Origin of the sequence: Streptomyces phaeofaciens (genome assembly GCF_014648915.1) — a bacterium.
Classification (GTDB): domain Bacteria; phylum Actinomycetota; class Actinomycetes; order Streptomycetales; family Streptomycetaceae; genus Streptomyces; species Streptomyces phaeofaciens.
Map to the genome: position 1 here is coordinate 24,771 of NZ_BMSA01000039.1, position 26,186 is coordinate 50,956.

Genomic DNA, 26,186 nt, shown 5'->3' on the forward strand with positions numbered 1-26,186 from the left:
CCTCGCGCACCGAGGCACTCGGCTCTGCGCAAGGAGACATCGGGCGCCGCAGGCCGCACATGCACACCCGCTCCACCCGGCTGCGCACGATCCTCAGCCGGTTGCGCAGGCTGGCTGCGCACCGCCCGGAGGGGGCTGCGCAGTTGGTCTGCGCACATCCGACTGCGCACATCTGCGCGGTCAGAGAGTGGTCGGCCCGACCGCGCCCCCGACCACGGCAGCTGGCGGCTGTGTTGCCGGATCGTGACCGGTGGTCGGGGCTGGTGGCCGCCGGCCCGGTCGGGGCCAGCGGGTGAGCTGACGGCATGGAACGCACATACGCCTGCGCACTTGTGCCCGCCAGCCGCCCCACCCCGGTGGGCGCGGTGCGCTGGTGCGGCCACCAGGCGCTGCCTGCGCCAGAGGCAGCGGCATGAGCGGCTTCGGAGCCGGCGTCCGCCGTGGCGTGATGGCGGAAGATCAGTTCACGCAGATCGCCAACGGGTTGTTCCGCGACAGCAGGATCTCCTTCAAGGCCAAGGGGCTCTTCGGCTGCATCAGCACCCACCGGGACGGCTGGCAGGTCACCATCGCCAGCCTGGCCCGACACGGTCGCGAACGCGTCGACGCGGTGGCCACCGGCCTGGAGGAACTGCAGAAGCACGGATTTCTGCTGCGCGGCCGCGCCCGCAGCGCCGACGGCACCCTCGGGCAGGCGCTGTACGTCATCACCGACCTGCCTGCCCGGCAAAACCGCAGCTCACCACCAGAGTCGGGTGATCCAGGACTGGCTGAGCCAGTGTTGGCTGATCCCGGCACTAAGAACACCATCGTCAAGAAGACCAGCCCCCTCCGTCCGTGCGACCGCGGCGACGCCGCGCCGGTGAACGGAAGGACGAGCCCCTCGCACCGGACAGCGTCCCCGCCCCCGGCAGACGAGATGCATCCGGGGATCCGGTTGCTGTTGGAGATCGGGGCGAGCCGTCCTGAACTGCTGCTGACCGGGAAGCCGCTGACCGATCAGGGCCGCGTGGCGACCGCGATGATGGACGGCGGCTGGAGCCCCCGGCAGCTGCGCCACGTCGTCACCGGCCGGCCCCTGCCGAACCCAGTGCGTACCTCGGTCGGCGCGATCATCGCCGCCCGGCTCCGCTCCGCCCAGGCCTACCCGCCGCCCGCCATCGCGGCGGACCACCACGCCCCGGCCCCGCGGGACGCGCCGTCCGAGTCGGCGTCGACCGAGCGGCCCTCGGCAGGGGCCGCCGCCCGCAGCGTGACCGAGGCCCTGACCTACCGGGCCCTCGTCGAATGCGCCGGCTGCGGCGTGCCCGCAACCGCCCCTGGCAAGGACGTCTGCCCCACCTGCCTCGGCTGGCCGCTGTGCCGCACCTGCCCGGGGCCGACCCGCAAGCGAGCCCACCCCGACGGCGACGGCCGCTGCACGACATGCGCCTGCGCCTGACTGGCCCACTGGGAAGGAAGCAGCCCGTGACGGACACGCTCCGCACACCACCGCTGGCCGCAGCCGTGCAACACCTCCTGGGCGCCCGGGCCCGCGAACACGTCCACAGCGTCGAAGGCGACGGCGCCTGCCGCCACCTGCAGCGCCACGCCGCCCTGCACACCTACCTCGTCCAGGCCGCCGCCGACAGCGGCGCCTACCAGCTGCGCCGCTCGGCCGGGATCGGCCGGCGCCTGCTGTGGGACGCCGCCGGCCTGCTGCAGACCTAGGACACCTGCTCGGCCTCGGCGCCCGTGAACGGCTGATGGTCCAACTCACCGGCCAGGTCGCCGAGATCCTCGAGCGCATACCACCACGTAGCGATATCCGGCCACCTGCGATGCTCAGAGCGGCCAACTGCAGTACTCAGTCACAGGCGTCCGCAGGGTGCGCGGCACTGGACGCGCAGGAGGTGGGGGAATCAGCGTTGCCGCCTTCGAGCACACCGGGCCGTGGAGTGTCGGTGACGTCCTGGTGCTGTCCCCTGTGTCAGGAGTGCGCCACCAGCGGGCATCGTTCCATCTGCAGGTGTGCCTGGACGCCGCGGCCCGCGCTGCCGGCGCCATGACGAACAGCGAGGCCAGCGCGACGGCTGTGACGCGGGACCGGCGCAGACGAACTGCAGGCATGAAAGATCCTTCTGAATGGAAGGGAGGTGCAGGAAGGAGGGAGGAGGCGCTCAGTTATCGGCGGGGAAGAGGGACCGGTTTGCGATGTCGATGATGAACGGGCCGACGTGGGAGGGGTACCGGTCCACGATCGCCTTCTTGTATGCCTGGCCGTCGTCGTCGAGCAGTTCGCGGGCGTCGTTGAGGTAGCGGTGCACCTGTTCGTAGACCTCCGGCCCGGTGGGCAGGCCGTGGCCGGCGAGGATCGTGTCGTAGCCGGACTCGGCGGCCAGTGCGTCGAGGGCCTTGTGCCAGCCGGTGATGTCGTTGTTGCCCAGGTAGAGGTGGACGTCGTTGTAGACGAGGTCCTGGGCGACCAGGACGCCCTGCTCGGGCAGCTTGACGAGGAGTTCGTCGGCGGCCTCGCCGCCGGAGACGGCTTCGAAGACGAACGGGACACCGTCGATGACCTCGGTGCCCGGAACGAGGGCCACGTCCGGGGTGAAGTCGGTGACCGGTATGACCAGGCCGGTGGGCAGCAGGCTGTCGCCGCGAGCGACGATCTGCTCCCGCACCTGGGCCAGCGCGTGGACGGGGGCACCGAAGCGGGCGGCGCCGTTGTAGTGGTCCGGGTGGGCGTGCGTGACGATCAGCCGGTCCAGCGGCTTGCCGAGACCTTGGGCGTAGGCGACGGCCTCGTCCGCGTAGGCGGGAAGGAGCTGGGCGTCGATCGCGATGATCCGGCTCGGCGTCTCGATCAGCTGGGTGGTGGTGTGGAAGGTGTCGGCCGGGGACATATAGCTGTGAATGCGGACCGCGCCCTTGTCCAGGACCGTGACCGTGCCGTTCATGGGGATGCTCCTTGCGGTGGATGACGACCTGTCGCCGTCTCGACGCCCTCCACTGTTGTCACAAAGCCGCAGGCAGGCGAGATACCATGAAGACATAGCATGGTAATTTGAGGACATTCAGAGATCATGATGCTTCCCGCGGACCCTGACGGCGGCGATCTGCCGGAAGGCGATGTCATCCTCCGGCTCGACTTCAATCCGCCCGAAGAACGCGTCCCCGGGTTCGAGATCATCGATCTTGCGACCCTCCACGAGCGGCGTCGGCGCCGCGGCAGACGGCCCGACCAGGTGCATCGGGTCGACTTCCACACCCTCACCCTCATCACCGAGGGCAGCGGTGAACACGCCATCGACTTCGTGACCTATCCCTGCCGCCCCGGCACCCTGCTGTGGGTCCGCCCCGGGCAGGTCCAGAGCTTCGTGCGGCCCGGCACCGCCAACGGCACACACCTGCTGTTCACGCCCGCCTTCCCACCTCACGCCAGCAGTGCCGACCGGCTGGTGAACGAGTGGTACGGGCCGGCGTGCCGGCAACTCGGCGCGAGCCCCACCTACGCCTTGCTCTCCACCCTGCTGGGCCAGCTGCGTGCCGAGTACGACCGCCCGGAGCAGGATGTCTCGGCCGAGATCCTGCAACTGCTCCTGGCCACGATGCTGTTGCAGATCGACCGGCTGCCGCACCCGGACAGCGGCGCCGACCCGCGCGCAAGCGGAGAGGTCTACACCCGCTTCCGTGCAGAACTGGAACGCAGCTACGCCACCACCCGCCGCGCCGCCGACTACGCACACCGCCTCGGCTACACCGTCAAGACACTGACCCGCGCCTGCACAGCCGCCACCGGCCAGCCGGTCAAGCACGTCATCGACGGCCGCGTCGCCCTGGAGGCCAGGCGCCTGCTCGCCCACACCGACGAACCGGTGGCGACCCTCGCCCGCCGCCTGGGTTTCCCCGAACCCACCAACTTCGGCAAGTTCTTCACCCGCCACACCGGTGTCACCCCCGGTGCCTTCCGCCAGGCGCACCAGAGTCAGCAGTGAAAACGACGCTCTCTCGGTGGCCTGCCGGACCACCACGTGGCAGCAGCCTCAAGACCGCCGCCACAGGTGTCCGTGGCGGGCAATCGGGTCACGGCTTCGTGTAGATGACGCCGAGTTTGTCGATCTCGTTGCCGGAGCGTCCGTGGAAGCCAGCGATCTGCCAGCCGGACGGAGCGCTGCGGGTCACACAGCCCGAGGTGGCGGATCCGCCGACCAGGGTGCGGCCGAGGTTGGTGGTGAATTCAAAGCAGTCCGGTACGGCCACGCGGTCTTTTCTCGACCTGCCGCGACCAGGGCGGACGGCTCCGCCTGGACGGCTCGGCGGCCGGCGAGGACACCGTCGTCGACCCGTGCGTAGCCCCCGAGACCGGCCCGTTCAAGGCTGGAGGACGGAACGTAGGACGACCGGCTTCGCTTTCCTGGGCGGCGTTGACAGGAGGCGTTGGTGCTGTCGTTTCTCGTGAGCCAATTGAGCTCGTGCCGGCAGCCCGGCGACTTCCGAACCGGCGTCGAAGTGCTGTCATTTCGTGGGTAAAGCCACGCGGGAGACCGGCGCCTACCTGGACAGGATCTACGAGCAGGCGTGGGGATTGTGTCGGCTCTTCTGCCGCCGCGGACGGGTCACTCGGGCAGGCTGCGTCCGCTGCTCGTGGCGCGGGCCGGCACGGCGAAGGCAGGTGCATCCGGTCGTAGGTAGCCGCCGGTTCACGTCCATGAGGTGCTGTACAGGGTGTATTCGAGCAGGTTGGGCGCGAGGCGCCGGACGGTCAGGTGCCCGTTGCCGCTGCTTGGCCGGCGGCCGCCTGCATGGAGGAGAGGTAGACCGCGTAGCGGTGGGGTGAGCAGTTCTCGTCCCGCCAGGCCCAGCTGGCGATCGGGCCGTCGGGGTCGTGGCCGGTCTCCCGGCCGAGGGTTTGGGTCAGGGATTGCAGCTGCCGGGCCAGAACCCGGTCGAGGACGAGCGGCTGGAGGCCGGCGCCCTGCTTGCCATAGCTGAGACGCGCTCTGTGCAGACGCGGTCACCCTCGCGCCTTGAGTGTACGGCGCGGGAGCAAGGTGACGGGTTGTGCCGTTCGGGGGCTGCGGCAGAGCGGACGCTAGCGTTCTCGTACGCACGGCGTGCAGATGTGGCTACTATGCGTGACCATCGGCGGCTGTTGAGGCGGTCGCCCGGCCGGTGGGTCACCCCGGCAAGGCGAACCTGCCCGTATGCCGTCTCCTTTGGCGAAGGGACAACCCGTCATGGCCACCAAAACCAAGAAGACCACCGCGTCGTCGAGGAAGAACGGCTCCGAGGAAAAGCTGATCGGCTCGCTGCGCTGCTATATCCGTGCCCGCGGTCCGGAACTGCTGGAGGATCCGAACGTCACGTCTGTAGGTATCGGCCGCAAGGTCACCGGCGGCCAGCGAGGCAAGCAGGTCGTGCTGCAGTTCACGGTGGCCAGCAAGGTCGAGCCGGAGGTGCTGGAGGAGCTGGGCACGACGCTGATCCCTGAGACGATCACGGTAGACGGTGTCGAGGTGCCCACCGACGTCGTCGAGCGCAGCTACAAGCCGCACTTCCGCACGGTGGCCGAGGTCGAGAGCCCGGCCCGCAAAACCCGCCTGGACCCGATCGAGCCCGGTGTGAGCGTCGGCCTGGCCGGCTCGGTACCGCCGTCGGCGGGCACCATCGGCGCAATCGTTTTCGACAAGGCCAACGGCACCCCGTATGTACTGAGCAACTGGCATGTGCTGCACGGACCGGAGGGCGCGCTCGGCGATGAGATCGCCCAGCCCGGCCCGCACGACGACAACCGCGTGCGCCGCAACCGCCTCGGCGTGCTCAAGCGCTCTCACCTCGGTGTGGCCGGCGACTGTGCGATCTCCACGATCGAGGACCGCGGCTTCGTCCAAGAGATCTTCGAACTGGGCGTGGCACCGAAGGAACTGGGTGAGCCGGACCTCGACGACAAGGTGATCAAGAGCGGGCGGACCACCGGGGTCACGCACGGCATCGTGCGCCGGATCGAGACCGTGGCCAAGATCAACTACGGCGGCGACGTCGGCGTGAAGACCATCGGCTGCTTCGAGATCGGCCCCGACCCCGCCAACCTGCCGGCCGACGGAGAGATCAGCAAGCCCGGCGACTCCGGCGCCCTCTGGCTGTTCAAACAGGCTAACGGCCGCCCCGGTACGGTCATGGCCGGCCTGCACTTCGGCGGCGAGGGCAAGAGCGACCCCGACGAACACGCCCTGGCCTGCCTGTCGACCTCGGTGTTCGAGAGACTCGAGATCAGCCTGACCCCGCCGGCCCCCGAGGACATCGAGAGCATCGCGGGATACGACCCGGACTTCCTCGGCGAACGCATCGACGCCCCGCAACTGGACGCGGCGCTGAGCCGGGATGCCGTGCTCCTGGACGGCTCCGAGGTCATCCCCTACACCCACTTCTCCCTCACGCTGAGCAAGAAGCGGCGCTTCCCGTTCTGGGTGGGCTGGAACGTCGACGGCGGTTCCCTCAAGAAGCTCAGCCGCAACAACATCCGGTTCGTCAAGGACCCGCGGCTGCCCGCCAACACACAGGTCGGCAACGAACTCTACGAGAACAACCGGCTGGACCGCGGGCACATCGCCCGCCGCGCCGACCTGCTGTGGGGCAGCCTGCCGGAAGCCCAGAAGGCCAACACCGACTCCTTCTTCTACACCAACATCACCCCCCAGATGGACGACTTCAACCAGAGTTCCAAGAACGGGCTGTGGGGCGAACTGGAGGACGCCGTCTTCGCCGACGTCGACGTCGACGACCTCAAGGTCAGCGTGTTCGGCGGCCCCGTCTTCCAGGACGACGACCGCACCTTCCGCGGTGTGAAGATCCCCAGAGAGTTCTGGAAGGTCATCACCTTCACCGAGCAGGGCACACTCAAGGCCAAGGCTTTCCTGCTCACCCAGAACCTCGACCAGATCGAGGCCCTCGAACTGGACGAGTTCCGCGTCTTCCAGGTCACCCTCGGCGAACTCGAGGGGCGCACCCAGCTGCTCTTCCCGGCCACTCTGCACAAGGGCGACACACTGGCCGTGCCCGAAGCGGTGGCCGAGCGAACGCCGCTGGACAGCCTCGCCGACATTCAGTGGGACTGACCCCGGCAGGCCGTCAAATCTGCGTGGTCAGAACCGTCCCGGCGTGCCAGGAACACGCTGGGACGGTATCCGCTTGACCGCCGCATCAGCACCCTGCGATTGCGATCGTTTTGATTGCGGCAGTACTTGCTGCACTGATCGTCCAGGCGTATCCGGCGATGATCCCGGCCCTCACCATTGCGGTGGTCGTGGCCGGGCTTGTAATGCTGTTCCTGGAGCTGTGACCAGGCGTGGGGCCTTGCACGAGCAGCAGGGCGTGCGCAAATTCTCTATCCCGTGCTGGCCACCTGCTGACTGGCGTTGTATGTGATCGGTAGTGAGGTCATCTTCAGAATCGCACGCCAGACACTGGAAGCCGTCGCGCCTGCCTGGCCGCCACTGATGTTGGAAGCACCCAGCCACGGCGGCCGCCGCTTACCAGAGGTCCGGCCGGAACGATAGCCGCTGTGGGACTGGCTACCTCCCAGAGATCGACGAGGAACGGGAGGAGCCAGAAGATTCCACTTCCAAGGCCAGCAGCCAGCCGTATCGGCTGAACATGTCGTCGTCCCGCAGAGACCTGGTCAGCCGTGTCGCACGGAACGAGTTCCGCTCCCTGGCGACCGACATGACGGTGCGCCTTGTGACCGACGCCTGGCAGAACCATAACTTCGCCCCTTGTGCACCCATCATCACCTCGCGGCCCCCGCCACCACCCCCATGGGCGCCTGGCTCGCCGAGCAACGCCTGCCCGCACCAAAAACACCGCGACGGCCATCTCCCCGAGGCTTACGCCCACCTGGTCGCCACGCTCTTCGACGGCGACTGGACGGTCGAGGGCGCCGTCCTGTTCCCTGGCGTAGGCGCCCGTCGACAGAGATGGAACCGATGTGACGAGACCGGCCGGGACGCCAACTGTGCGCACCCTCTATCAGGCTTGTCGCTTGTCACCTTGCAGGCCACCGGCCCCGGTGGGCTTCGTGGCCGTCACTGTACGGCGGTGGCCCGGGGATTGACCTCGCAGCGATCGATCTTGTCGAGGGGGCCCGAGCTGGCCGCGGCCGACCGGATCCTCGCTTTGCCCTTCGCGGCGACCAGCACTTGCTGGTATGTCTCGCTCATGGTGAAGCCGTGCGCGTCCTTGTAGTTGATCTTCACGCCGAAGGTGCCCTCGCGCTCGTTGGGATTCCTGACCACGACGGTCGTGTACGGGTCGTCGGCGTCCGCGCAGTGTGTCAACACGGCGGCACCGTCCTTGAGGGGCCGGGGGGCAGCGAGGGAGGGGGACGGCGTGGGGCTGGAGCGCTCGGTCGGCCGCGAATGCTGGGTGTCGCCGTCTTCACCGCTGGGCGACCCGGAGTCGGCGCTGGGGGTGCCCTTTGCGGCCGTCGACGCGGATTGCGGAGAGGACTTGGCGTTGCCCGGCTTCGTAGCACCGCATCCGGACATCGTTATGACTGCCGCCAAGACCACGCCGGCGATCATGTGTACCCGCTTGATCACATCACTCTTTCGAAGAACGGAGCCTCAGGTTCGATTCCTGGACGGCCGCGCTGGTCAGCGCGTGCAGAGGCTATCAGCGGGCAGAGATCCGGCACCTGCCACGTGATCGAACGATCCGGGCCACTCGACGGGCGTAGAGGGGAAGGGCCATCGTCCAGGTTCTAGCGTCGGCCAGTCGCTTTGACACCGGGAACAGGCGAGTCCGAAACAGCGGCGAGCTGTTCCAGGGTGGTGCGCAGATCGTCGCGGTGGATCTCGGGATGGGACGCCGCCGAGCCGGGCGGGTGCTGCGCGGGGACGGAATGCCGCCGGCACTTCGACTTCACCGTCCACCCCGAGCGCATCGCCCGCGCGATGGACCTGGCGTCCTTCGACCCCCGCGACCCGGCCGTCTCCCGCTCCCGACGCCTCGGCCTGGCAGCCGCCCAGTCCTACCGCGACCAGTACGGCCACCTCGCCGTCCCCGCCGCCGACGTGGATCCCACCGACCACGCTCTGGGCACCTTCATCACCACCATGCGCGACGCGGCGAAAGCCGGCCGGCTCGAGGCGGACTGGATCGCCGAACTCGACGCGCTGGGCATGATCTGGGACAAGCACGACGCCGCCCGGCGCTCCCGCCTCGCCGCCGCCACCGACTACCTGCACGCTCACGGCCATCTCGCCGCTCCCGCCACCACACCCGTCGGCGCCTGGCTCGCTCTCGCCCCCCGACTGGCGCCTGCCCCACGGAGCGGACTGGCACCGCAAGTACCACCTGCTGCGCGCCCACCTCGCCGCCGGCGCCGGCCCGGCCGCACTCACCCGCGACACCCACCTCGCCGACGTGAAGATCGGCTCCTGGCTCGCCCGCCAGCTCACCGCCTGGCCCGCTCTTCACCCCGGCCAGCAGCAGCTGATGACCATCCTCGGCCTCACCCCCCGACACCAACCCGCTCGCCCCCGCAGGCCGCGCCCGCCGCACCTTCGAGCAGACCGTCCAGCTCCTGGAGCTCTTCCTGCACCGCGAAGGCCGCGCCCCCGCCGCCCGCGAGACGATCCGTGTCTACGGCGACACGGTGTCAGGATCGGCGCCTGGCGCGCCAAGGCCCGCACCAAGCACCGCACGGGCCGGCTGCCCGACGAGCACCAGCGCCTGGTCGCCGCCTTGTTCGACGGCGACCGGACCGATGAAGCCGCCGCCCCCGCCGTCCTCACGTAGACGCCGCCCCGGGAAGTGACGCGCCCTGCCCCGGGCTGTGCCGTCAGCCGGATGCCTGCCATGTAGTGGTGAACAGGGTGTATTCGAGCAGGTCGGGCGAGGCGTCGGACGGCCAGCTGCCGCTGGCGGCCACTTGACGGGCGGCGGCGTGCATGAAGGAGAGGTAGACCGCGTAGCGGTGTGGTGACCAATATGCGGGTCTCGATGTCAAGCCGCCGACCACGCTGAGGGCGAGGTTCACGAGAACAATTGTGTCGAGGAGTCCGGCTGAGTCGATCTAGGGTCGGCGCCATGGTCTCCATCAAGCTCTTCGACTCCGAGCGCCGCGTCATCGAGGCCGCGGAACGGCTCGCAGCTTCCCTCGGAAGCGACCCGAACCACACCGTGGCCGCAGCGGCGATGGACACGGTCGGCAGGATCCATGAGGCGGTCAACGTCTACCACTTCACCGGCGGACCGTGCGCAGAGCTCGTCGTACTCGGTGCCGCCGCGGCAGCGGGAGCCGGCCCGCTCGTCACAATCGCTGCCGCCGGAGATCGGGGTCGCGGCCTGATCCCGCCGTGCGGCCGCTGCCGCCAGGCGCTTCTCGACCTCCATCCCGACGTCTTCGTCGCCGTACCGACCGACGACGGACCGGCGCTGCGCCCGATCCGGAGGCTTCTGCCGGATACCTACTTCTCCCCCGATGCGGATGCGCGTCGAATTGTTCGGTTCAACAAGCGCTACTACGAAGATATCGCCACCGCACGGAAGACCTCCACCGTCCGCTATGAAGATCCGATCGCGCCGGGTCCCGCAATCTTCCTCTTCGAGGACGACGAAGCCCCCCGCACGTTGGAGGGCACCGTCACCGGCGTCGAACGCCACCGGCTCGATCGCCTCACCGCCGAACAGGCTCGGCTCGATGGCTTCACGAGCATCGACCAGCTCAAGAAGGGCCTCCAGGGCCACTATCCCGGCCTGCCCTCTGATGCCGAAGTCGAATTTGTGACGTTTACGGTCGAAGCGCCTGACGCCGTGGAGTGATGCAGCGTGGATAGCTCCATGCCCGATGGGATCGCAGTGCGGACGCCTTGCGATCCCATCGGGCGCCCTTTTGTTGATATCGGCGTCACATCACAGCCGGCCGGATCGGGCTCTGCCAGGACCAGCCGTGGCGGTGAAGGAGCCGCCACACTCCCGCGATCGAGCAACTGACGTCGAACTGGCGGCCGATCAGCGTTCTGACGCGTTCCAGGGTTCACCGCTGGACTTCCCAGCCACGCGCGGCCGGCCCTTTGGCCAGCTCCTTCTTCAGCTGGGCGAAGCGTTCGTCCGACAGCTTCGGCAGTTTCGCGGGTCCCTTCGACTTCAGACCCTCCATGCCGCACTCACGCCAGGCCCGGCGCCACTGCTCCACGGAACGCTCGCTCACCCGCAGGCCCTTGGCGATGTCCGAAGTCCTGTCACCTCGTGCGAACCTCTGCCCGGCCTCCAGCCGGATCACTTCACGCGCGGCCCGCCGCTCAGCCGTCAGGCCCCCACCATCCGCGTACCGCATAACACCGGCATACCGCAGGGATCACCCGACGTCACCACCAGAACGCAACCCGAAAAGGTCAGTAAGCGCTGCGAGCGGTCGGGGCTGTGGTCGGGGTGGTCCCGGGTCAGAGGGACGGGGGAGACCGAAGACCGGGGTCTGGGTGAGACGGTCCGGGGCGATGCCGTGGGCGCCGTGGGACGACGCGGACCTTCGAGCGGGGCGGGGTATCTGGTTCAGCTGGGCCTAGGTTCGGCTGGGTCACCTTACCGAGGTCCGTGCGCCGTTTGGAGAGAAAGACTGGTGGGGCGCGGTCGGGTCGCTGGAAGAGCCGCCCGGGAGCCGCGCCCCCCAGAGGGGACACCGGTCTTCGGCCATACCTGCCGCCCCGGCGTCTCCGCCCCGTCGTGAGAGGAACCGACATGACCGACGCCGTTGCCCAGCGCAACCTCGACAACACGCTGCTGCTGCTCCAGGGCGCGATGCCGAGGGGCGACTTCGACCTCATCCGCTCCTTGGTGACTCCGGGTGCCCCGATCCGCCGGGCCGGCTTCGCGGACCTGTACGCGCTCACCGGGGACGCGATCCCGCAGAGCGGCAACTTCGTGGAATGGCTCGAGGCGGGCTGGAAGGTGTTGTCCGGGGCGCTGACGGACCAGACGGCGGAGGCCCGCGACATCGTGGCCTCCGGCAACACCGTCATGCTCCAGTACCGCATGACTGCCCTGCACTCCGGCACGTTCGCCGGTGCCCCGGCCACGGGCGGGCGCGTGGAGTGGGAAGAGATCGGTGTGCTGCACTTCGACGACGAGGGCAAGATCACCGACCTGTGGTTCATGTGCCAGGAGCTGAGCCTCGCCGGGCAGATCGGCTACCAGGCGCAGTTGAGCTGACTCACCGCCACGCCGTTTTGTCCCGGCCTCGCGATGGTCCCCCCGGTGGGCGCCGTGAGGCCGGCGCGTATCTGTCCGTGTCGCACGAGTGGCGCCCCACGTGCACGCGGGGGCGCCGCTCGGCCGTGAGAGCGGGTTTTCTGCGCCAGGCAGGTCACTCGCTCTGGAGCAGGGGGAAGCCGTTGAGGATCTGCTGGAGGTGCATGACCTGCCGGGGGATGAACTCGGCGATTGTGAGGCCGACGACGTCCGCCGCTTTGTCGAAGTCGGTGACGATGCGGCGTACTTCGCTGCGTGTGAGTCCGCCGGGGACGAACCCGAGTCCGAGGCCGATCTCGTTGCTGTCGTTGGTGTCGACGTCGAAGTGGATGGCGACGCGGGTGCAGCCGGTGGCCCGCAGCCAGTCCAGGAAGGGCCCGGTGGAGGACCGCAGCTGGCCGGGGCTGAAGGACGGGATGCCCCAGGCGGCGATGAGAGCGGTGACGGCCATCGCGTGGCAGCCCTTGTATGCGCTGTCCGGGGTGGCGATGTCAGGGGATGTGGACGATCGCGTTATTCGGCTCTGTCGGGGATCTTGTGATGTCGCAGAACCCCTGAATATGGGATCACTCGCTCCTGAACGCGCCGGGCCGGTCCTTCCATACTGTGGCGACCTCTTACCTTGGTGCCATGGGAGAGACGAACGCGAGGGGGCGGGTCGAGTTGACGCACGAGGACGTCCACGCTGGTGAGCACGGTACCCGCGCGCGGTGTCTGCCCGAGCCGTGGATGTGCGATGTCTTCTGTCTCGACGGCAGCCTGAGGGATATTCGGGTCCTCGACACGACCCGCGTCGAGTGGATCGCGGTCCTCGAACGCCTGCGTGTTGTAGCCGACGAGACCGAGGTGGAGCACCCCTACCCCCAGCTCGATCCCGTGCATCCCGCCGTCACCGACCTCTTCCGCGTCTGGGCAGACGACCCGGAGGGCCAAGCCACGAGTTTCTCCTTCCGGGCCCGCTTCGGCGCCGTGTGGTTTTTCGCCCTGCCCTACGACGAGGAGGAGATCGAGTTCTCCGTCTGGCCCGAGGACGTCCTCGACGAGGCGGGGGTGGCTGCCGTGCTGCAGTTCCTGGTCGAGGTCGCGACGGCCAGTCAACGACGGGCCCTGCTGACCGGCGAGACCGTCCGGTATTACCCGGGGATGCCGACGCTGATCTCCCACGACCCTGCCGCCGGCCTCACTTCCCACATCTGAGAGGCATTGTGGACGTTGACATCATTCGCGGGGATCTTGCGATGTCGCACGGTCATGGGGCGAGGAGTACGCGTTGGCGTAGGAGGTCGAGGTTGGCTCGTCCGTAGGCCATGCGCTTTAGGAGTTTGACGCGTGTGACGTGGCCCTCGACCTGGCCGGAGCTCCATGTTGTGGAGAGTCCGGCGGTGACAGCGTCGAAGTCTCTTCTTAGGCCGCTGACCAGGGAGTGCAGGGCTGGGAGGTCGTCGGCCAGGACACGGTCCGTCCAGTCCGGGAGTTGGTCTCCGCGGAGGTGGTGGAGCATCTCGGCGAAGTCGTGGACGTGCCGTGCGGTGGCGTCGAGGTGGGGGCAGGCCGTGCGGATCTCTTGCAGTTCCGCGGCGTCGGCGAGGCGTTGGGGGTTCGTCATGATCCAGCGGACGACGCGGCGGGGCTTCGGAGTCGGTCTGGACTGTGGCCGGGAGACCGGTTGCTGTTTTCGGCCTGGTTGGCGAGGAGGTCGGAAGGCGCGGAAGTAGCGGCGGAGGCACTGGACGCTCCCGGTGAATCCGCGCCCGCGTAGTTCTCGGTGGAGCTGGGGAATGTCGTGACAGCCATCCAGCCAGCGGGCGTGAAGGTAGGGCTTGTGCTCGCCAGGCTGCTGACTCGGGCGAAGCGGCGGACGGTGGAGTGGTATCCCGCCGCAGTGTCCGGCCGATCGTCGCCAGGGACTGCCCGTCGGCCAGCAGCGCCTGGACCGCCGCGTATCTCTCCGCTGTGCGGGCCACCAGGCGCCGAGGCCGGCCCATGACGTCAAGCGTGCCGTCCGGCGGGACGAACGGCACGGCCACCGCCTCGGACGGCTCCGGCGTGACCAGGTCCCCTGCGGTTGCCTCCGCCATGACCATGGGCTCCGCGAACGCGGCCCGGATGCACCCGTGGTGGGATCCGACCGTTCTCTCCACCGCCTCGGCGATGTTCCGCCACAGGTGCCAGGCATCGGCGACCTGCATCGCCTGAGGGGCACCGATTCGCGCTCCCTCCGCGTAGGCACCAGCCCGGTTCCGACAGATCACCTCCACCTCCGGGTGTCGTCGCAGCCAAGCAGCCAACGGCTCGGCGTCCCGGCCGGGCAGAACATCGACCGGACGGCGGGCTTCCAGATCAACCAGGATCGTCGCGTGGGAGGCGCCCTTGTGCAGAGCGAAATCGTCCACCCCAGAAATCTGACCGCCCCGACCGGCGGCTGCGGAACCGAGCGGAGCAGGTCCAACAGCGCGTCCTTGGCGATGCGGATAGCGAGCGCAGCGGCCAGGCGGGCGCCGGGACGGCCGGCCAAGCAGAAGGCGATCGAGGCGAGTATCGACCGCAGCACCTGCGTCTGCCGGGCGTGCGGCCTGGTCAGCCCCTCGATCTGCTCGGCGAACGTGACCGCCGGGCACCAGCTGCTCAGACATTTGAACCGCCGCACGGTCAGCTCAATGACTACGGGGCTGCCCGTGACGGGCGCGTCGCCGAGCCGGCGAACGTACTGACCGTGCACCCGCCACGACGGCATACCGCATCCCGGACATCTTCCCGGCAACGTCTGACACCCCGCACGAAACGTGATGACCCTGGCCGTTCGCTTAATCGACTCGATAGCAACACCGGATAGATGCGGCAACAACCGCCCCAGCACCCCTGAACCGCACACCCGGAGACTGCCCAGCCCAGCCCTGCGACATCACAAGATCTCCGACAGAGCCCGTTATTCCCCAGGTCTTGGCTTGAGGGCTAGGTTGCGCCGGGCAGCCCCAGGGCGATCATGAGGGCTGAGGAGAGCTCTTCCACGAACAGGGCCGACCCGGTGAGCGTCTGCCGGATGGCTTCCTCGTCGGGCGTCAGTCCGGCAGCGGCCGACCAGGCGAGAGCGCCGGCCACGGCCGGTTCGATGGGGAAGTGCTCCAGAGGTATCTCGTAGCTCTTCGCCGTCTCCCGGTTGAGCAGGCCCTCCCAGCTGTTGCCGTCCGGTGTGAGGGCCTCGATGAAACCCACATCGCTGTCGAGGAAGGACACCATGACAGCCGGTGCCCCCGTTCGCTTGACGAGGTTCGCAAGGCTTCGCCGTCCGGCGTCGGCGAAGTCCGTGACCTGCCAGCCCTCAGCCAACGCCTCCGTGTTGTCGATGCCCGCAAACCCGGCTGCCCGCATGGGCTGGTGCAGTTCCCCCGTGGATCGGGTCGTCAATGATCCGCCTGAATTTCCCATGGTCCGCAAGCTAGCCGATGCCTCTGACAGGCCAACTCATGCCGTTGTGACGTCGGCGTGGGAAGCCGGGACGGGCGGACCCTAGGGCGCCTTGTCGGCCGGGTTCCTGGGCCGCTCGTTGGACGGTAGCTGGGCCCGTTCATGATCACTTGGTGGCTGGTATTGATGAGCCGGTCCAGCAGGGACTTGGCGACGACGGGGTTGGGGAAGAGGGGATACCAGTCGCTGGGCGCCCGGTTGCTGGTGATAATCAGAGACCTGCCCTGCCGTTCGGAGACCAGCTCAAGAGGTCGTCGGCCTGTGCCGCGGACAGCTGCCGCATCGGGAAGTCGTCGAGGATGGGGACGTCGGGGCGGACGAGTTCGCGGATCCGCTTCTACCAGGTGCGGCCCGCGTGGCCGCCGCCGAGGCCGGCGAGGATACGGCTGGTCCTGGCGAAGCGGACGTGGGTCCTTTCCCCGTCGGGGCGGCAGGACGCGAAGGCGAGCGAGCTCACCCGGCCCAGCTGTGCAGGCTGGTGTGGGCCGGTCACTCAGGGTGTATCGCGGTGCCGGGCCGGGCTGCCTGAGACGCGCTGTCGCTGCGGACGGCGTCGGGGGCGCTCCAGCTGGCGAGCAGGGCGAGGGCCTGTGCGGAGGCGGTGCCGGGTTCCGCGGTGTAGATGCAGATGGTCTGGTCCGGGTCGGCCGGCAGGGCCAGGGTCTCGTGGTTCAGGGTGAGCTCACCGACCACGGGGTGGTGGAAGTGCTGCGTGCCGTGGGCGCACTGGGCCACCCGGTGGCTGTCCCACCAGGTGCTGAACTCGGGCACCCTGACGACGGCCTCGCCGATCAGCTCGTTGAGCAGGGCGTCGTCGGGGTGGCGTCCGGCCTCCAGACGCAGATTGGCCACGACAATCTCCGCGACCTCGTGCCAGTTCCGGTACAGCTCGCGGGCGGCCGGATCGAACAGTACGAAGCGGGCGAAGCTGCGCTCCCGGTAGGGCAGCGCCTCCCAGTCGGTGATCAGAGCCTTGGCCAGCTGGTTGGCGGCGAGCACGTCGCCGCGGTGGTTGGCGACGAAAGCCGGGGAGACGCTGTTGAGGACGTCCAGCATCCGGTGAACCTCGGAGCGCACCCGCTGCACGGGCTGGGGGCGGCCGCCCTGCGGGCGCGCGGTACGGGTGCGGGTGCGGGCGAGGTCGAAAAGGTGGGCTCGTTCGTCGACGTCCAGGCGCAGGGCGCGGGCCACGGCGTCCAGGACAGCCTCGGAGACATTGGGGTGCCGGCCCTGTTCGAGGCGGGTGTAGTAGTCCGCGCTCACCCCCGCAAGCTGGGCGACCTCCTCGCGGCGCAGCCCCGGGACCCGGCGGGCGCCGATACCCGCAGGCAGTCCCGCCTCGGCCGGGGTCAAGCGGGCCCGGCGGGTGCGGAGGAAGTCGGCCAGTTCAGCGTTCTGCCCATTGCTCCAGTGTTCGCCGGTAGCGGGGCGGCCGCCCCGCTCAGGGTGGCCCAGCTGGACCCAGGCTCGGCTGGGCCAGGTGCGGCGGCTGATCCGCTGTGCGGCGGCGTGAACCTGGATCACGGCGGTCCTGCTCGACCTGGCCGCGTCGTCTCGAGGGGACACCTGTATGAGCACCATCGGACTGATCGGCGGCACGATCGCACGCCTGGCCGTCGCCGCCGGTCACGACGTCGTCCTGAGCAACCGGCGGGGCCCCCAGAGCCTGGCCGCTCTGGTGGCGGAGCTGGGCCCGCAGGCCCGTGTGGCCACCTCCGCCGAGGTCGCCGCCGCGGGTGACATCGTGGTCGTGACCATCCCGCTGCACGCCTACCGCGCGGTCCCCGTCGAACCGCTGCGCGGCAAGGTCGTCATCGACACCGACAACTACTACCCCCAGCGCGACGGCCGCATCGCCGAACTCGACGACGAGACCACCACGAGCAACGAGCTGCTCCAGGCCCACCTGCCCGAGTCGCGCGTGGTCAAGGCGATGAACAACATCTTCTCCGTCCACCTCGGCAGCCTCGCCCGGCCCACCGGCCACCCGCAGCGGTCGGCCCTGGCCATCGCCAGCGCGAACCTGGACGCCGAGCAGAGCGTCACGGCGTTCCTCGGCTCGATCGGCTACGACGCCCTGGACGCCGGTCCCCTTGCCGAGGGCTGGCGCTTCCAGCGCGACACCGCCGTCTACAGCGAGCCGTACTTCAGCGCTGGCCACGGCCTGACCGCGACCGCGCAGGGCGCTGGCCCCGGCCCGGGACCGCCCGTCACTGCGGACACCCTGCGGCCCCTGCTGGCCGCGGCCCAGCGGTACCGCGACATGTGACCGGCCCGCTCCGGCACAGCCGCACCACCGATCACGGCCGGCCACGAGACCTCGTGTCCCATGACCGCATGCGCGGACGCCGGTCCCACCCACAGTTGCTGACCCCGGCCAGACCGCCTCTGCAGAAGCCACTCCCTCAGTAATCAGGAACGAGTCGTTCGCCATGTCCCAGACCATCGCCTTCATCGGAAGCGGCAACATCGGCCGCACCCTCGCCCGCCTCGCCGTCGACGCCGGCCTCGATGTCGTCCTGAGCAACTCGCGCGGACCCGAGACCCTGGCCGACGTCGTTGCTGAGCTCGGCGACGACGCCCGCGCCGCCACCCCGGCCGAGGCCGCACGGGCCACCGGCCTCATCGTGGTCTCCCTGCCCTTCCACGCCTACGACAAGCTCCCCGCCGATGCCCTCGCCGGCAGGACCGTCATCGACACGATGCACTACTTCCCCGAACGCGACGGCCGGATCGACGACCTGGAGGAGCGGCGCACCACCAGCAGCGAGCTGCTCCAGCGCCACCTGTCCGGATCACACGTCGTCAAGACACTCGGCAACATGGACTTCCTCCGCCTGTACGGCTCGGCCCGCCCCTCCGGCCACCCCGAGCGCAGTGCCCTGCCCGTCACCGGCGACGACGCCAAGGCCAAGGCCAAGGTCGTGCGGTTCATGGACACCCTCGGCTACGACGCCCTCGACGTCGGCTCGCTCGCCGACAGCTGGCGCCACGAGGCAGGCACCCCCATCAACGTCCTGCCCTACGTCGGTGAGCCGCCCAAGGGCATGACCCAGGAGCAGGCGCACGAGTGGATGTTCAACGGACCGTCCGCCGTGGTCAGCGCCGACCGCGTCAAGGAACTCACCGGCCAGGCCACCCGCCCGCACCGGCCGCGTCGGCCTCTACCTGGAGGACCTCTTCCCGGTCGGCCACTGACCCGCCCTCACCCCGACGCACCCGGTACCGGCCAGGGAGGTCCTGGCGCACCGGTCCGGCCCTGGCAGGGTGGCACCCGTACACGGAAATCGGCACACCGCACCGAACCTGCAGGATGAGGCGCGGCGGGCCCTGCCGCCCACGAGACGGCAGGGCCCTGCAAGGGGGTTCCTCTGCCGGGGGAGCAGGAGGTGCGCCCTGCTGCACACCATGCAGCGCAAACCTGTTGCGACTGGGATTGCGATAGACGTTGCGCGAACCTGTGACCCCGTTGCGTGTCCGTACAGGTCACCATGCCTGAATCGGCGTGGTCGGGGTGCTGACATCCCCCACAGAGCACCCCGCGCTCGCCTCAAGCCGAAGAAGGAGAAGGAGAAGGAGAAGGGTAGGGAGGACGGGACGCTGGGCGCGCGGCGGGGGATCGGGGGGCTCGTGGGTGTCCCGCGGGGCGTGCGGGGCCGCGCGGGAGCCGGGCCGTCCCGCCGGACGCCGGACCGTAGCCGCGGCCCTCGGGCCGGGCTGACTGATCATGAAACGGATCATCCTGGTCGCTGCGGCTGCCCTCGCCGTGCTCGCCACCACCGCGCCCGCACCCGTGCACGCGGACACCCGGGTGACGGACGGCCGGGACGGTTCGGTCGGGGCGGCCGCGCCCCGGGGGCATGCCGGCGGTCCGGCGGCCGCCGCGCCCTGGCATCGGGTCACGGACTGCCTGTCGGGTGTGGTGTCAGGCGGGCCGGTCCGCGCCCGGTCCTAGGGGCCCCGCCGGGCGCTTGGCTCCTGGTTTTCAGCGGTGGGGGCCGGTGCCCAGAGGGCGGCGGGTGGTGCTCACTGGTTCATCCTGGCAGGTCCCGTGCCAGGCATTGGCCGGTCCGGCGCGCGTGGGCGGCGCAGGCTGCGCTGCTGTCCTGTGACACCGAAGTTTGGGTAGATGGCATCGAAGTTTGAGTGGTTTGGGTCACTTGACGGGACGAGGCTCCAAACTGACGTGCTGCAACCAGGCTTTGACGTTCCGATCTGCTTGATTGACCTCCTCGCCCCTGACTGCGAGTCCTTCCGCGAACCTCGCACCGGTGCAGGAGGCTGCGTAGTCGCGTTCGGTGGTGCCCAGGCCGCTCATGGTGTGTGGTGAAGGGAATGACGGTCTTGCCGGTGAAGTCGTACTGCTCGGTGAACGTCGTCATGATCATGAGCGCGCGGACGTTCCAGATGGGGCTGCCCAGCTCCGGGGCCTTGCCTCCAGGCACCGTCACCGTCCCTACCCAGAGCAGGCGCTCCCGTGATGCAGCGCAGGAACGCGGGAGATGTCAGTGCCTGCTTCTAGGATCCACCGAATACGCACCGGTTCACGGAAGGTTCCTCGCATGCCCATCACCGCGCCCGACTACTCCCGGTACTTCACCGACGGGACCTCCTTTGCTTGCGGACGCGACCTGACCGGGACGCTGTCCGTGGTGCGCGTGGGCGAGCTCACTCCGCTACAAGAAGCGCAACACCGTCGAACGGGCAATCAACCGCCTGAAGCAGTCCCGGGCAGTCGCCACCCGTTACGACTGTGAGGATGTTCGGGTGCCGCTCCGGGCGGTGGCCGGGCTGACCGTTGGGCTGCCAGCCGGACTGGCGGCTGGCCTGTTGGCCGGGCTGGTGGCCCGGCTGGGGTCCGGACTGGCGGCTGTGGTGGCAAGCCCGAATCCCAGCAGTGCTGCGTGGCGATACATGGTGTTCCTGCTGTGCGCGCGGGGGCGAGTTCCGTTCCGGCTGGCACGATTTTTGGACTGGAGCTGTGACGCAGGGTTAATGAGATACTCCGGTCCGGCCTACCAGTTCCGGCACCGTGAACTGCAGTTGTGGCTGGCTGCCCACCCCGACCCGGTTACCTGACTCCTGTGCCTGGAAGCGCTCAGTCACACTTTCCCTGCTTCCTGTCCCGCGGTGAGTCCCGCAGATGGGACGCTCGGTCACAGAGATACAGGTCGACGAGAACCTTCCCGCCCTCCATTACATGAGCGCTGCCAGGCCCTGCTGGAACGCCCATTGCGCCCTGTCCGTGCCCCTTCGCCGCTCCCTCGCCCACCGAGTGCGGAAGACAGCGTCGCGCGCACCCCGGCCCCTCGACGCGACCTCCAGCTCCCGATCGTCCGTGCCCTGCGGCTCCCTGGGGCGATACCGGGACGGGAGGGGCGTGCGTCAAGGCCCCTTCGGCCGAAGGAATTCCCGCAACACGGCGGGTGTCCTGTGCCCGGCGTGCTTGCCGTACCGTTTGCGCACTGCACCCGCTCAAAGGGGAGGTCGGCGGGTCGCAACAGGGAGAGGATGGTCGCCGGGGTGGTCAGCGGTGACCGGGAGAGCTGGGGTGAACGAATAGTCTGCCGGAGTGCTGATCGGGGCGAGCTGTTCGTGTGAGCGTGTGGAGCGAGAGCCTGCGACCTGGAGGGGGATCGATGGCAGTGGAGCGTGACGGTTGGGCCGGTATGGGCTGGGACTGGACGGATGCCGACGACATTCGCCGGGGTCTTGACGAGGGCGCTGATCCGGAGAGATGGAGCGGGGGCCGGCCGCTGCATCGTGCAGCGGTGTCCGGGTCCCGGGAGGCCGTGGCGGAGTTGGCTCGTCGAGTTGCGGATGTGGACGCGCTGGAGGACAGGGTGACGGCGCTGTGGGAGGCCGTCGTTTCCAGGAAGCCAGAGAACGCGCGAGCCCTCGCCGCTGCCGGGGCCGATCCCTGGCGGCCGTCGATCGGCGGCTGGTCACCGGGGCGGCTGAGCCTGGCCGGACCGACGCCGGACCTGTTCCCGGTACCGCAAGGGGTAGGCCTGACCGACACGGAGCGTGCCGCGGCGCAGGAGGCCCGTCGGCTCACCACGGCACTGGGCGCCTTTGACTACGACGGTACGGGGCTGGCCTGCGTGGCCGGAATCGACGCGGCCGAGGCGGTGCGCCGTCTCCAGGCGACGCCCGTTGCGGACGATGTCATCGATGAGCTGCTGGACGATCCGTACGCGTACGACATGGACGAGAGCCTGCAGATCATCGGCGTGACGTCCGTGCCGGGCGGCTGCGTCGTCACCCAGCCCTGGGGATACGCGCCGCAGATGCCGGGTGTGCTGGCCCGGTTGTCCGCCGGCACGGTCTGCTACGGCCTGTACGCCAATCCCAAGAGCGGCAACCAGGGCAGCATCGCCCGTCATGGGACGATCGAGGGATCAGACCTGCACCCCGGCGGAGAACCGCACGAGAACGACACCTCCGAAGAAGTGCTGGCTGCGTACCTCTACCAGCACAGCGCCGTGGCCTACTGCTGCGCCTTCGCAGGACTGCGTCTGCACGACCGGCGTGCCGTGGTAGGACCGCCTGATGCGTGGGTCGAACTGCCCCGCCGCGACTACTGGAGTCACTGACTCGGAGAAGAGCTGTCATGGCGCTGGTGGAACTGCCGCGCCCTGGCCGTCCCGGGCGCGCGCGGCTCATTTTCCCGCCAGCTCGCCGCCTGGCCCACCCTCGACCCCAGCCAGCAGCGGCTGATGACCACCCTGCACCTCACCCCCGCCAGCAACCCGCTCGCCCCCGCCCGCCGTACCCGGCGCACCTTCGAGCAGACCGTGCAGCTGCTGGAGCTGTTCCTGCACCGCGAAGGCCGCGCCCCCGCTGCCCGTGAAGCGATCCGCGTCGACGGCGACACCGTCAGGATCGGCGCCTGGCTCGCCAAGGCCCGCACCAAACACCGCTCCGGCCAGCGCCCCGAAGCCCACGCACATCTGGTCGCCGCGCTCTTCGACGAAGACTGGATGGCCGAGGACGCCGTCCCGGCCGTCCTCGGGTAGGTCATGGGCGCCCGTGACAACGAGATTGCACTCCCGCCACGGGGGTGGCGGGAGTGGGAGCATGCATCACCCCGGGTGCCCGGGGCGAGGAGAGGTGGGGCATGGCGGCGGAGGCGGGGATGTGGGAGACGGTGGGGGTCGCGCTGGTGACCGCGTTGGTCACGACGGTGGGGAGCGGGTGGCTCGTGGTGCCGCGGCTGGAGGCCCGCAAGCGCAGGATCGCAGAGCTCTACCAGGCCCGGGACAAGTTCCTGGCGTCGATGCTAAGGATCGTCTCGGCGGGGGCCCGGCTCCGGGCGGTGCAGGAACCGGCCGCCGATGACCCGGCATGGACGGAGGAGATGCGTGCCCGCGTCCGTGCGGAGCGGACCCGGTGGACGAAGCAGCTCGACGAGGCGACCGAGTGGATGGTCGACAACGTCGAGACCTACGCGCCGACCTGGCCCGCGGCGGTCCTGCGGGAGATGATCGGGACGTACGTGGCGCATGCCCGCGCGGTGGCGATCTCCGAGCGCGGCGACAACCGGAAGGCCGAGCTGCTGACCGAGCTCACCGACCCGGTGTGGGCGGTCTTCGGCTCCCGGGGCTGGCAGCGCGGCCCCAGGCTCCTTCCCCGGTCGGTTCAGCGTCTGGAGGCCACCATCGCGACGATGGCGGCCGAGACCGACCGGCAGCTTGCCGCCGCCGCCCCGGCGTCCTGACAGCACCAGCGCTTGGTCGCCGCCTTGTTCGACGGCGAGGGGACCGATGAAGGCGCCACTGCGCGGTCCTCACGTAGACGCCGCCCGGGAAGGGGCGCGCCCTGCCCGGGCTGTGCCGTCAACCGGATGCCTGCCATGTGGTGGTGAACAGGGCATATTCGAGCAGGTCGGGCGATGCGTCGGACGGCCAGCTGCCGCCGGCGGCCAGTTGACGGGCGGCGGCGTGCAGGAAGGAGAGGTAGACCGCGTAGCGGTGCGGTGACCAGCTTTTGTCCCGCCAGACCCAGCGGGCGATCGAGCCGTCGGGGTCGTGGCCGGTCTCCCGGCCGACCACCTGGGCCAGAGACAGCAAGCGCCGGGCGAGAACCCGGTCGAGGACGAGGGGCTGGGGGCCGGTTGCCGGCGGAACGGTCTTGCCGGCGAAGTACAGGAACTTGGTGTAGAACGACGGACCGAACCCGGGAACGCGGCCCTGGAGCCCCGCGTAAGCAGCTTCTGCGCTGTGCTCGCTCAACGTGGTGACCGCACGGGCCAGGGCCGCATCCAGCCCTTCGGCGGCCAGGATCTTGTGCAGGGTGGCCGGACCGCTGCCGCCGGGAGTGCCGCGCTTGCCCTTGCCCCACACGTAGGTCGCGACCAGGGCCTCCCTGAAGGCCTCACGCCGCAGCGCGTCTGCGACGGCCGAGGCCACCTCCGCCCGGCTGACCCCGGCGCCACCGCCGCGGGAGGCGGGGGCCAGAGCCGAAGGCCACGGAGTGATCTGCGCCCACCGGCCGGGGGTGTAGCGCACCGTGTGCGCCCCGGGCGTCCCGTCCGCATACGCCGACGCGTTCTCGCTCCACCATCGGCCCAGTGCCCGCACGGCGGCATCGGGCAGCAGAGACGCGGCCATCTCCCGGTCCACCGCATCCGCGCGGTCCTGTCTGTTCACGTTCCCCCCTCCTGGGGCATTGCCCTGACCGGCGCCGGCCGTCATCCGTATCACCCCCTTGCAGCGGCCGATGCGGCGGGCAGGCGCGCTGGACACGGTAGCGAGATGGAGGCGTTCATGCGGTCCGTACCAGGTGCCAGCCTCGGCCCACGGCGCCGCCTCCCGCACGGTCAACTCCCTGACTACGAAAGGGCTTTGCGCTTGCCGCAGTTTTTTGCGATTATCGTATTCATGGATTTGATCGGTGACCTTGCAGCCATCCGTGTCCCTGTGCCGCAGTTCGGTGACGTCACGCCGGAGGAGCTCTACCCCGACGCTCTCGCGGAGGCCGAACAGGCTCGCGCGGACTACGCGTTCGCCCTGGAGGCGCAGCACGACGAACTGCGCGAGGACCCTCTGATGATCGCTCTCGGCAACGCCCGCGCGGCCCGCGAGGCCGCCGACCGCGAGATCCGCCACCTCCTCGCCTACGGAAGGGAGTTCCACGGAGACCGTCCCTACAAGCTCGAACCCCTCGCCCGGGCCGGCGGCATGACTCCCTCCGGCATCCGCACCGCTTACGGCCCCAGCGAGATCCAGGCCGTCGCCGGCCGGATCGGCCGCACACCCGACAGCCGCCGCGCCCGCCCCCCGGCCCCGCCGGAGCCCTCATGACCGACCACTCCCAGACCGCCGCGACGGCCTGCACCTGTCTGCCCGCCTGGCCCGCCCTGACCACCGTCATCGAGGGCATCGTCCACCCGGTTGTGCCCGCGCCCGCCCACACCCCCGCCTCCGCCCTCTACCTCGCCCGCTGCTGAGAGCCGTTGTGGGTGGAGTGTTACAGTCCGCTGGCCTGTGGTGGGTGTGTTCGTTGAGGGGGCGTGTGGTGGGGGCTTCGGCGCACGGACCGGGCGGTTCCGCTCCCGCTCGTCGGACAGTGTGACGACCGGCGGCATGTCCTGCGGACGGACAGCTTCCTCTTCTATACGCCCCGTATCCGGCTGGACACCGCCGTCCGTACGGCGCTTGCGTCGGATCCGCAGGCCCAGCACTGGCTCGGCTGGGGCAGGGACAACATCGTCGCGGACCCGGTAACCCGTGAGGCTCTGACGTTTCTGCGTCCCGGTGCCCTGCCCGCGGAGCTGCCTCCCGAGCTCCATGACGCGTTCGATCCTCCGCGCGACGGCAAGGAACGGCTCGTCGGTGTCCGCCTGGACGGCGGCAGGTACGCCGCGGACATCACCCTGGACACCGACTCAGGGGAAATCGGAGCCGTGTTCGCTCCCCACACGCGGGGGCTCGGGCTCGGTGGGGAACTGTTCCGGGCGGCGGCTCGGCTGGGGCACGAGCACTGCGGACTGTCTCTCGTGCGTGCACGTTTCGAGGCAGGCAACGCCGCATCCGCGCGTGCCCTTGCCGGAGCGGACTTCACCCCGGCAGGATCCCCGTTTCGTTTCACTCTTCCGGCCGGCCGCGCGGTCCACTGCCGCTGGTCGGAGCATGCCACCGACGAGGCTACTTCGCGCTGCGAGGCCGGACGGTCCACCCTGCGGGCCTCGAGGCTTTCCTGACCGCAGCCGACCGCGGACATCGGGACTGCAGAGAGCGGATGTTTTCGGCGGGTTGTGCCAGTCCGGCAACCCCGACCGTGGCCACCGTGGAGCAGAGGCGGTCCAGTTGCTAGGGCCGCGAAGGACTGGACGTGGTGGGTGAGCGAGTCGAGGGTCTTCCGGGGCGGTGGTGGCGTCGGGTGCCGCTGCCGTCAGGTGTGGTGTTCGGCTGGTGCGGCTGGTGCGGCTGGTGCGGCTGGTGCGGCTGGTGCGGCTGGCGCGGCCGGTGGCGGGCGGTGCAGGAGGG

At 69.5% G+C, this 26,186-nt stretch carries 30 protein-coding genes and 4 pseudogenes; 17 read left to right on the top strand and 17 right to left on the bottom strand.

The features are described 5' to 3' along the window. Positions 1-412: 412 nt before the first annotated feature. Positions 413-1,441: a hypothetical protein gene (locus IE275_RS40500; RefSeq protein WP_308435768.1), complete on the top strand. Its 1,029-nt coding sequence runs from the start codon at positions 413-415 to the stop codon at positions 1,439-1,441. A gap of 26 nt (positions 1,442-1,467) precedes the next feature. Then, positions 1,468-1,710, top strand: a complete 243-nt coding sequence (locus IE275_RS40505; RefSeq protein WP_229871106.1) for a hypothetical protein — start codon at positions 1,468-1,470, stop codon at positions 1,708-1,710. Between the two features lie 449 nt (positions 1,711-2,159). Here IE275_RS40505 and IE275_RS40510 read toward each other — a convergent pair whose 3' ends face one another. Continuing rightward, positions 2,160-2,939: an MBL fold metallo-hydrolase gene (locus IE275_RS40510; protein WP_189717707.1), complete on the bottom strand. Its 780-nt coding sequence runs from the start codon at positions 2,937-2,939 to the stop codon at positions 2,160-2,162. Between the two features lie 129 nt (positions 2,940-3,068). Here IE275_RS40510 and IE275_RS40515 point away from each other — a divergent pair, with 129 nt between their 5' ends. Continuing rightward, positions 3,069-3,977 (top strand): AraC family transcriptional regulator, encoded by a 909-nt coding sequence (locus IE275_RS40515; protein WP_189717745.1) that lies wholly within the window; start codon positions 3,069-3,071, stop codon positions 3,975-3,977. A gap of 88 nt (positions 3,978-4,065) precedes the next feature. Here the strand turns inward: IE275_RS40515 and IE275_RS40520 are convergent. Both IE275_RS40520 and IE275_RS47355 read right to left on the bottom strand, forming a co-directional pair. Further along, positions 4,066-4,221 (bottom strand): annotated as a pseudogene (locus IE275_RS40520) (jacalin-like lectin); the annotation flags it as partial. Positions 4,222-4,744: 523 nt separating this feature from the next. Beyond that, positions 4,745-4,990: an 8-oxoguanine DNA glycosylase OGG fold protein gene (locus IE275_RS47355; RefSeq protein ID WP_373299378.1), complete on the bottom strand. Its 246-nt coding sequence runs from the start codon at positions 4,988-4,990 to the stop codon at positions 4,745-4,747. 229 nt (positions 4,991-5,219) lie between these two features. Between IE275_RS47355 and IE275_RS40525 the strand changes: the two genes are divergently transcribed. Further along, the gene (locus IE275_RS40525) at positions 5,220-7,097 is read left to right on the top strand and encodes a DNA/RNA non-specific endonuclease (protein WP_189717709.1); all 1,878 of its coding nucleotides are present in this window, start codon (positions 5,220-5,222) and stop codon (positions 7,095-7,097) included. Between the two features lie 171 nt (positions 7,098-7,268). Here IE275_RS40525 and IE275_RS47360 read toward each other — a convergent pair whose 3' ends face one another. Both IE275_RS47360 and IE275_RS40535 read right to left on the bottom strand, forming a co-directional pair. Beyond that, positions 7,269-7,499: an HNH endonuclease gene (locus IE275_RS47360; protein WP_189717710.1), complete on the bottom strand. Its 231-nt coding sequence runs from the start codon at positions 7,497-7,499 to the stop codon at positions 7,269-7,271. Positions 7,500-8,063: 564 nt separating this feature from the next. Continuing rightward, entirely contained in the window at positions 8,064-8,318 is a 255-nt protein-coding gene (locus IE275_RS40535; protein WP_189717711.1) for a hypothetical protein, read from the bottom strand. A gap of 615 nt (positions 8,319-8,933) precedes the next feature. Between IE275_RS40535 and IE275_RS40540 the strand changes: the two genes are divergently transcribed. Beyond that, positions 8,934-9,752, top strand: coding sequence for a helicase associated domain-containing protein (locus IE275_RS40540; RefSeq protein WP_229871129.1), 819 nt, complete (start codon positions 8,934-8,936; stop codon positions 9,750-9,752). Between the two features lie 71 nt (positions 9,753-9,823). Here the strand turns inward: IE275_RS40540 and IE275_RS40545 are convergent, their stop codons facing one another. After that, positions 9,824-10,057 (bottom strand): 8-oxoguanine DNA glycosylase OGG fold protein, encoded by a 234-nt coding sequence (locus IE275_RS40545; protein ID WP_373299379.1) that lies wholly within the window; start codon positions 10,055-10,057, stop codon positions 9,824-9,826. Positions 10,058-10,071: 14 nt separating this feature from the next. Between IE275_RS40545 and IE275_RS47365 the strand changes: the two genes are divergently transcribed. Further along, positions 10,072-10,806 (top strand): ASCH domain-containing protein, encoded by a 735-nt coding sequence (locus IE275_RS47365; protein WP_189717713.1) that lies wholly within the window; start codon positions 10,072-10,074, stop codon positions 10,804-10,806. A gap of 91 nt (positions 10,807-10,897) precedes the next feature. On the opposite strand, the pseudogene IE275_RS40560 reads toward IE275_RS47365, so the two are convergent. Next, positions 10,898-11,320, bottom strand: a pseudogene (locus IE275_RS40560) (winged helix-turn-helix domain-containing protein); the annotation flags it as partial. A 401-nt stretch (positions 11,321-11,721) separates the two neighbouring features. Between IE275_RS40560 and IE275_RS40565 the strand changes: the two are divergent. Continuing rightward, a complete protein-coding gene (locus tag IE275_RS40565) occupies positions 11,722-12,192 on the top strand; it encodes an ester cyclase (RefSeq protein WP_189717715.1) in 471 nt (156 codons plus the stop codon). Between the two features lie 154 nt (positions 12,193-12,346). Here the strand turns inward: IE275_RS40565 and IE275_RS40570 are convergent, their stop codons facing one another. Next, the gene (locus IE275_RS40570) at positions 12,347-12,682 is read right to left on the bottom strand and encodes an arginase family protein (protein ID WP_189717716.1); all 336 of its coding nucleotides are present in this window, start codon (positions 12,680-12,682) and stop codon (positions 12,347-12,349) included. A 179-nt stretch (positions 12,683-12,861) separates the two neighbouring features. Here IE275_RS40570 and IE275_RS40575 point away from each other — a divergent pair, with 179 nt between their 5' ends. Next, a complete protein-coding gene (locus IE275_RS40575) occupies positions 12,862-13,428 on the top strand; it encodes a hypothetical protein (RefSeq protein WP_189717717.1) in 567 nt (188 codons plus the stop codon). Between the two features lie 52 nt (positions 13,429-13,480). Here IE275_RS40575 and IE275_RS40580 read toward each other — a convergent pair whose 3' ends face one another. The 7 genes and pseudogenes from IE275_RS40580 to IE275_RS40600 form a co-directional block, all read right to left on the bottom strand. Beyond that, a complete protein-coding gene (locus tag IE275_RS40580) occupies positions 13,481-13,837 on the bottom strand; it encodes a transposase (RefSeq protein ID WP_189717718.1) in 357 nt (118 codons plus the stop codon). A gap of 583 nt (positions 13,838-14,420) precedes the next feature. Then, positions 14,421-14,864, bottom strand: a pseudogene (locus tag IE275_RS47370) (transposase); the annotation flags it as partial. Between the two features lie 8 nt (positions 14,865-14,872). Further along, a pseudogene (locus IE275_RS47375) lies at positions 14,873-15,103 on the bottom strand (transposase family protein); the annotation flags it as partial. A gap of 80 nt (positions 15,104-15,183) precedes the next feature. Then, on the bottom strand, positions 15,184-15,636 hold the full coding sequence (locus tag IE275_RS40590) for a hypothetical protein (RefSeq protein ID WP_189717719.1): 453 nt from the start codon (positions 15,634-15,636) through the stop codon (positions 15,184-15,186). Beyond that, positions 15,633-16,040: an ATP-binding protein gene (locus IE275_RS47145; RefSeq protein ID WP_308435773.1), complete on the bottom strand. Its 408-nt coding sequence runs from the start codon at positions 16,038-16,040 to the stop codon at positions 15,633-15,635. Before IE275_RS47145 ends, IE275_RS40590 begins: the two co-directional genes overlap by 4 nt. After that, positions 16,034-16,189, bottom strand: a complete 156-nt coding sequence (locus IE275_RS47150; RefSeq protein ID WP_308435771.1) for a hypothetical protein — start codon at positions 16,187-16,189, stop codon at positions 16,034-16,036. The genes IE275_RS47145 and IE275_RS47150 overlap by 7 nt, the downstream gene beginning before the upstream one ends. Further along, positions 16,186-17,220: a helix-turn-helix transcriptional regulator gene (locus tag IE275_RS40600; protein ID WP_229871112.1), complete on the bottom strand. Its 1,035-nt coding sequence runs from the start codon at positions 17,218-17,220 to the stop codon at positions 16,186-16,188. Before IE275_RS40600 ends, IE275_RS47150 begins: the two co-directional genes overlap by 4 nt. Before the next feature lie 46 nt (positions 17,221-17,266). Here IE275_RS40600 and IE275_RS40605 point away from each other — a divergent pair, with 46 nt between their 5' ends. The 3 genes from IE275_RS40605 (at position 17,267) to IE275_RS40615 (ending at position 19,651) form a co-directional block, all read left to right on the top strand. Further along, entirely contained in the window at positions 17,267-17,965 is a 699-nt protein-coding gene (locus IE275_RS40605; protein WP_189717721.1) for an NADPH-dependent F420 reductase, read from the top strand. 163 nt (positions 17,966-18,128) lie between these two features. Further along, positions 18,129-19,013, top strand: a complete 885-nt coding sequence (locus tag IE275_RS40610) for an NADPH-dependent F420 reductase (protein WP_189717722.1) — start codon at positions 18,129-18,131, stop codon at positions 19,011-19,013. Positions 19,014-19,423: 410 nt separating this feature from the next. Then, positions 19,424-19,651 carry a hypothetical protein gene (locus IE275_RS40615; protein WP_189717723.1) on the top strand — a complete coding sequence of 76 codons (228 nt, stop codon included), beginning with the start codon at positions 19,424-19,426 and terminating at the stop codon, positions 19,649-19,651. A 79-nt stretch (positions 19,652-19,730) separates the two neighbouring features. Here IE275_RS40615 and IE275_RS47380 read toward each other — a convergent pair whose 3' ends face one another. After that, positions 19,731-20,084, bottom strand: coding sequence for a hypothetical protein (locus tag IE275_RS47380; protein WP_373299377.1), 354 nt, complete (start codon positions 20,082-20,084; stop codon positions 19,731-19,733). A gap of 1,251 nt (positions 20,085-21,335) precedes the next feature. Here IE275_RS47380 and IE275_RS40625 point away from each other — a divergent pair. From IE275_RS40625 to IE275_RS40635, 3 genes are all read left to right on the top strand, one after another. Beyond that, entirely contained in the window at positions 21,336-22,292 is a 957-nt protein-coding gene (locus IE275_RS40625; RefSeq protein WP_189717724.1) for an ankyrin repeat domain-containing protein, read from the top strand. 123 nt (positions 22,293-22,415) lie between these two features. After that, entirely contained in the window at positions 22,416-22,715 is a 300-nt protein-coding gene (locus IE275_RS40630) for a hypothetical protein (RefSeq protein ID WP_229871114.1), read from the top strand. A gap of 101 nt (positions 22,716-22,816) precedes the next feature. Then, entirely contained in the window at positions 22,817-23,416 is a 600-nt protein-coding gene (locus IE275_RS40635; RefSeq protein WP_189717725.1) for a hypothetical protein, read from the top strand. Positions 23,417-23,534: 118 nt separating this feature from the next. Here IE275_RS40635 and IE275_RS40640 read toward each other — a convergent pair whose 3' ends face one another. Next, positions 23,535-24,347, bottom strand: coding sequence for an 8-oxoguanine DNA glycosylase OGG fold protein (locus tag IE275_RS40640; protein ID WP_189717726.1), 813 nt, complete (start codon positions 24,345-24,347; stop codon positions 23,535-23,537). Between the two features lie 231 nt (positions 24,348-24,578). Here IE275_RS40640 and IE275_RS40645 point away from each other — a divergent pair, with 231 nt between their 5' ends. From IE275_RS40645 to IE275_RS47385, 3 genes are all read left to right on the top strand, one after another. After that, positions 24,579-25,001: a hypothetical protein gene (locus tag IE275_RS40645; protein ID WP_189717727.1), complete on the top strand. Its 423-nt coding sequence runs from the start codon at positions 24,579-24,581 to the stop codon at positions 24,999-25,001. Further along, positions 24,998-25,147 carry a hypothetical protein gene (locus tag IE275_RS40650; RefSeq protein ID WP_189717728.1) on the top strand — a complete coding sequence of 50 codons (150 nt, stop codon included), beginning with the start codon at positions 24,998-25,000 and terminating at the stop codon, positions 25,145-25,147. Before IE275_RS40645 ends, IE275_RS40650 begins: the two co-directional genes overlap by 4 nt. A 63-nt stretch (positions 25,148-25,210) precedes the next feature. Further along, positions 25,211-25,900 (top strand): GNAT family N-acetyltransferase, encoded by a 690-nt coding sequence (locus IE275_RS47385; RefSeq protein WP_189717729.1) that lies wholly within the window; start codon positions 25,211-25,213, stop codon positions 25,898-25,900. Positions 25,901-26,186 lie beyond the last annotated feature (286 nt).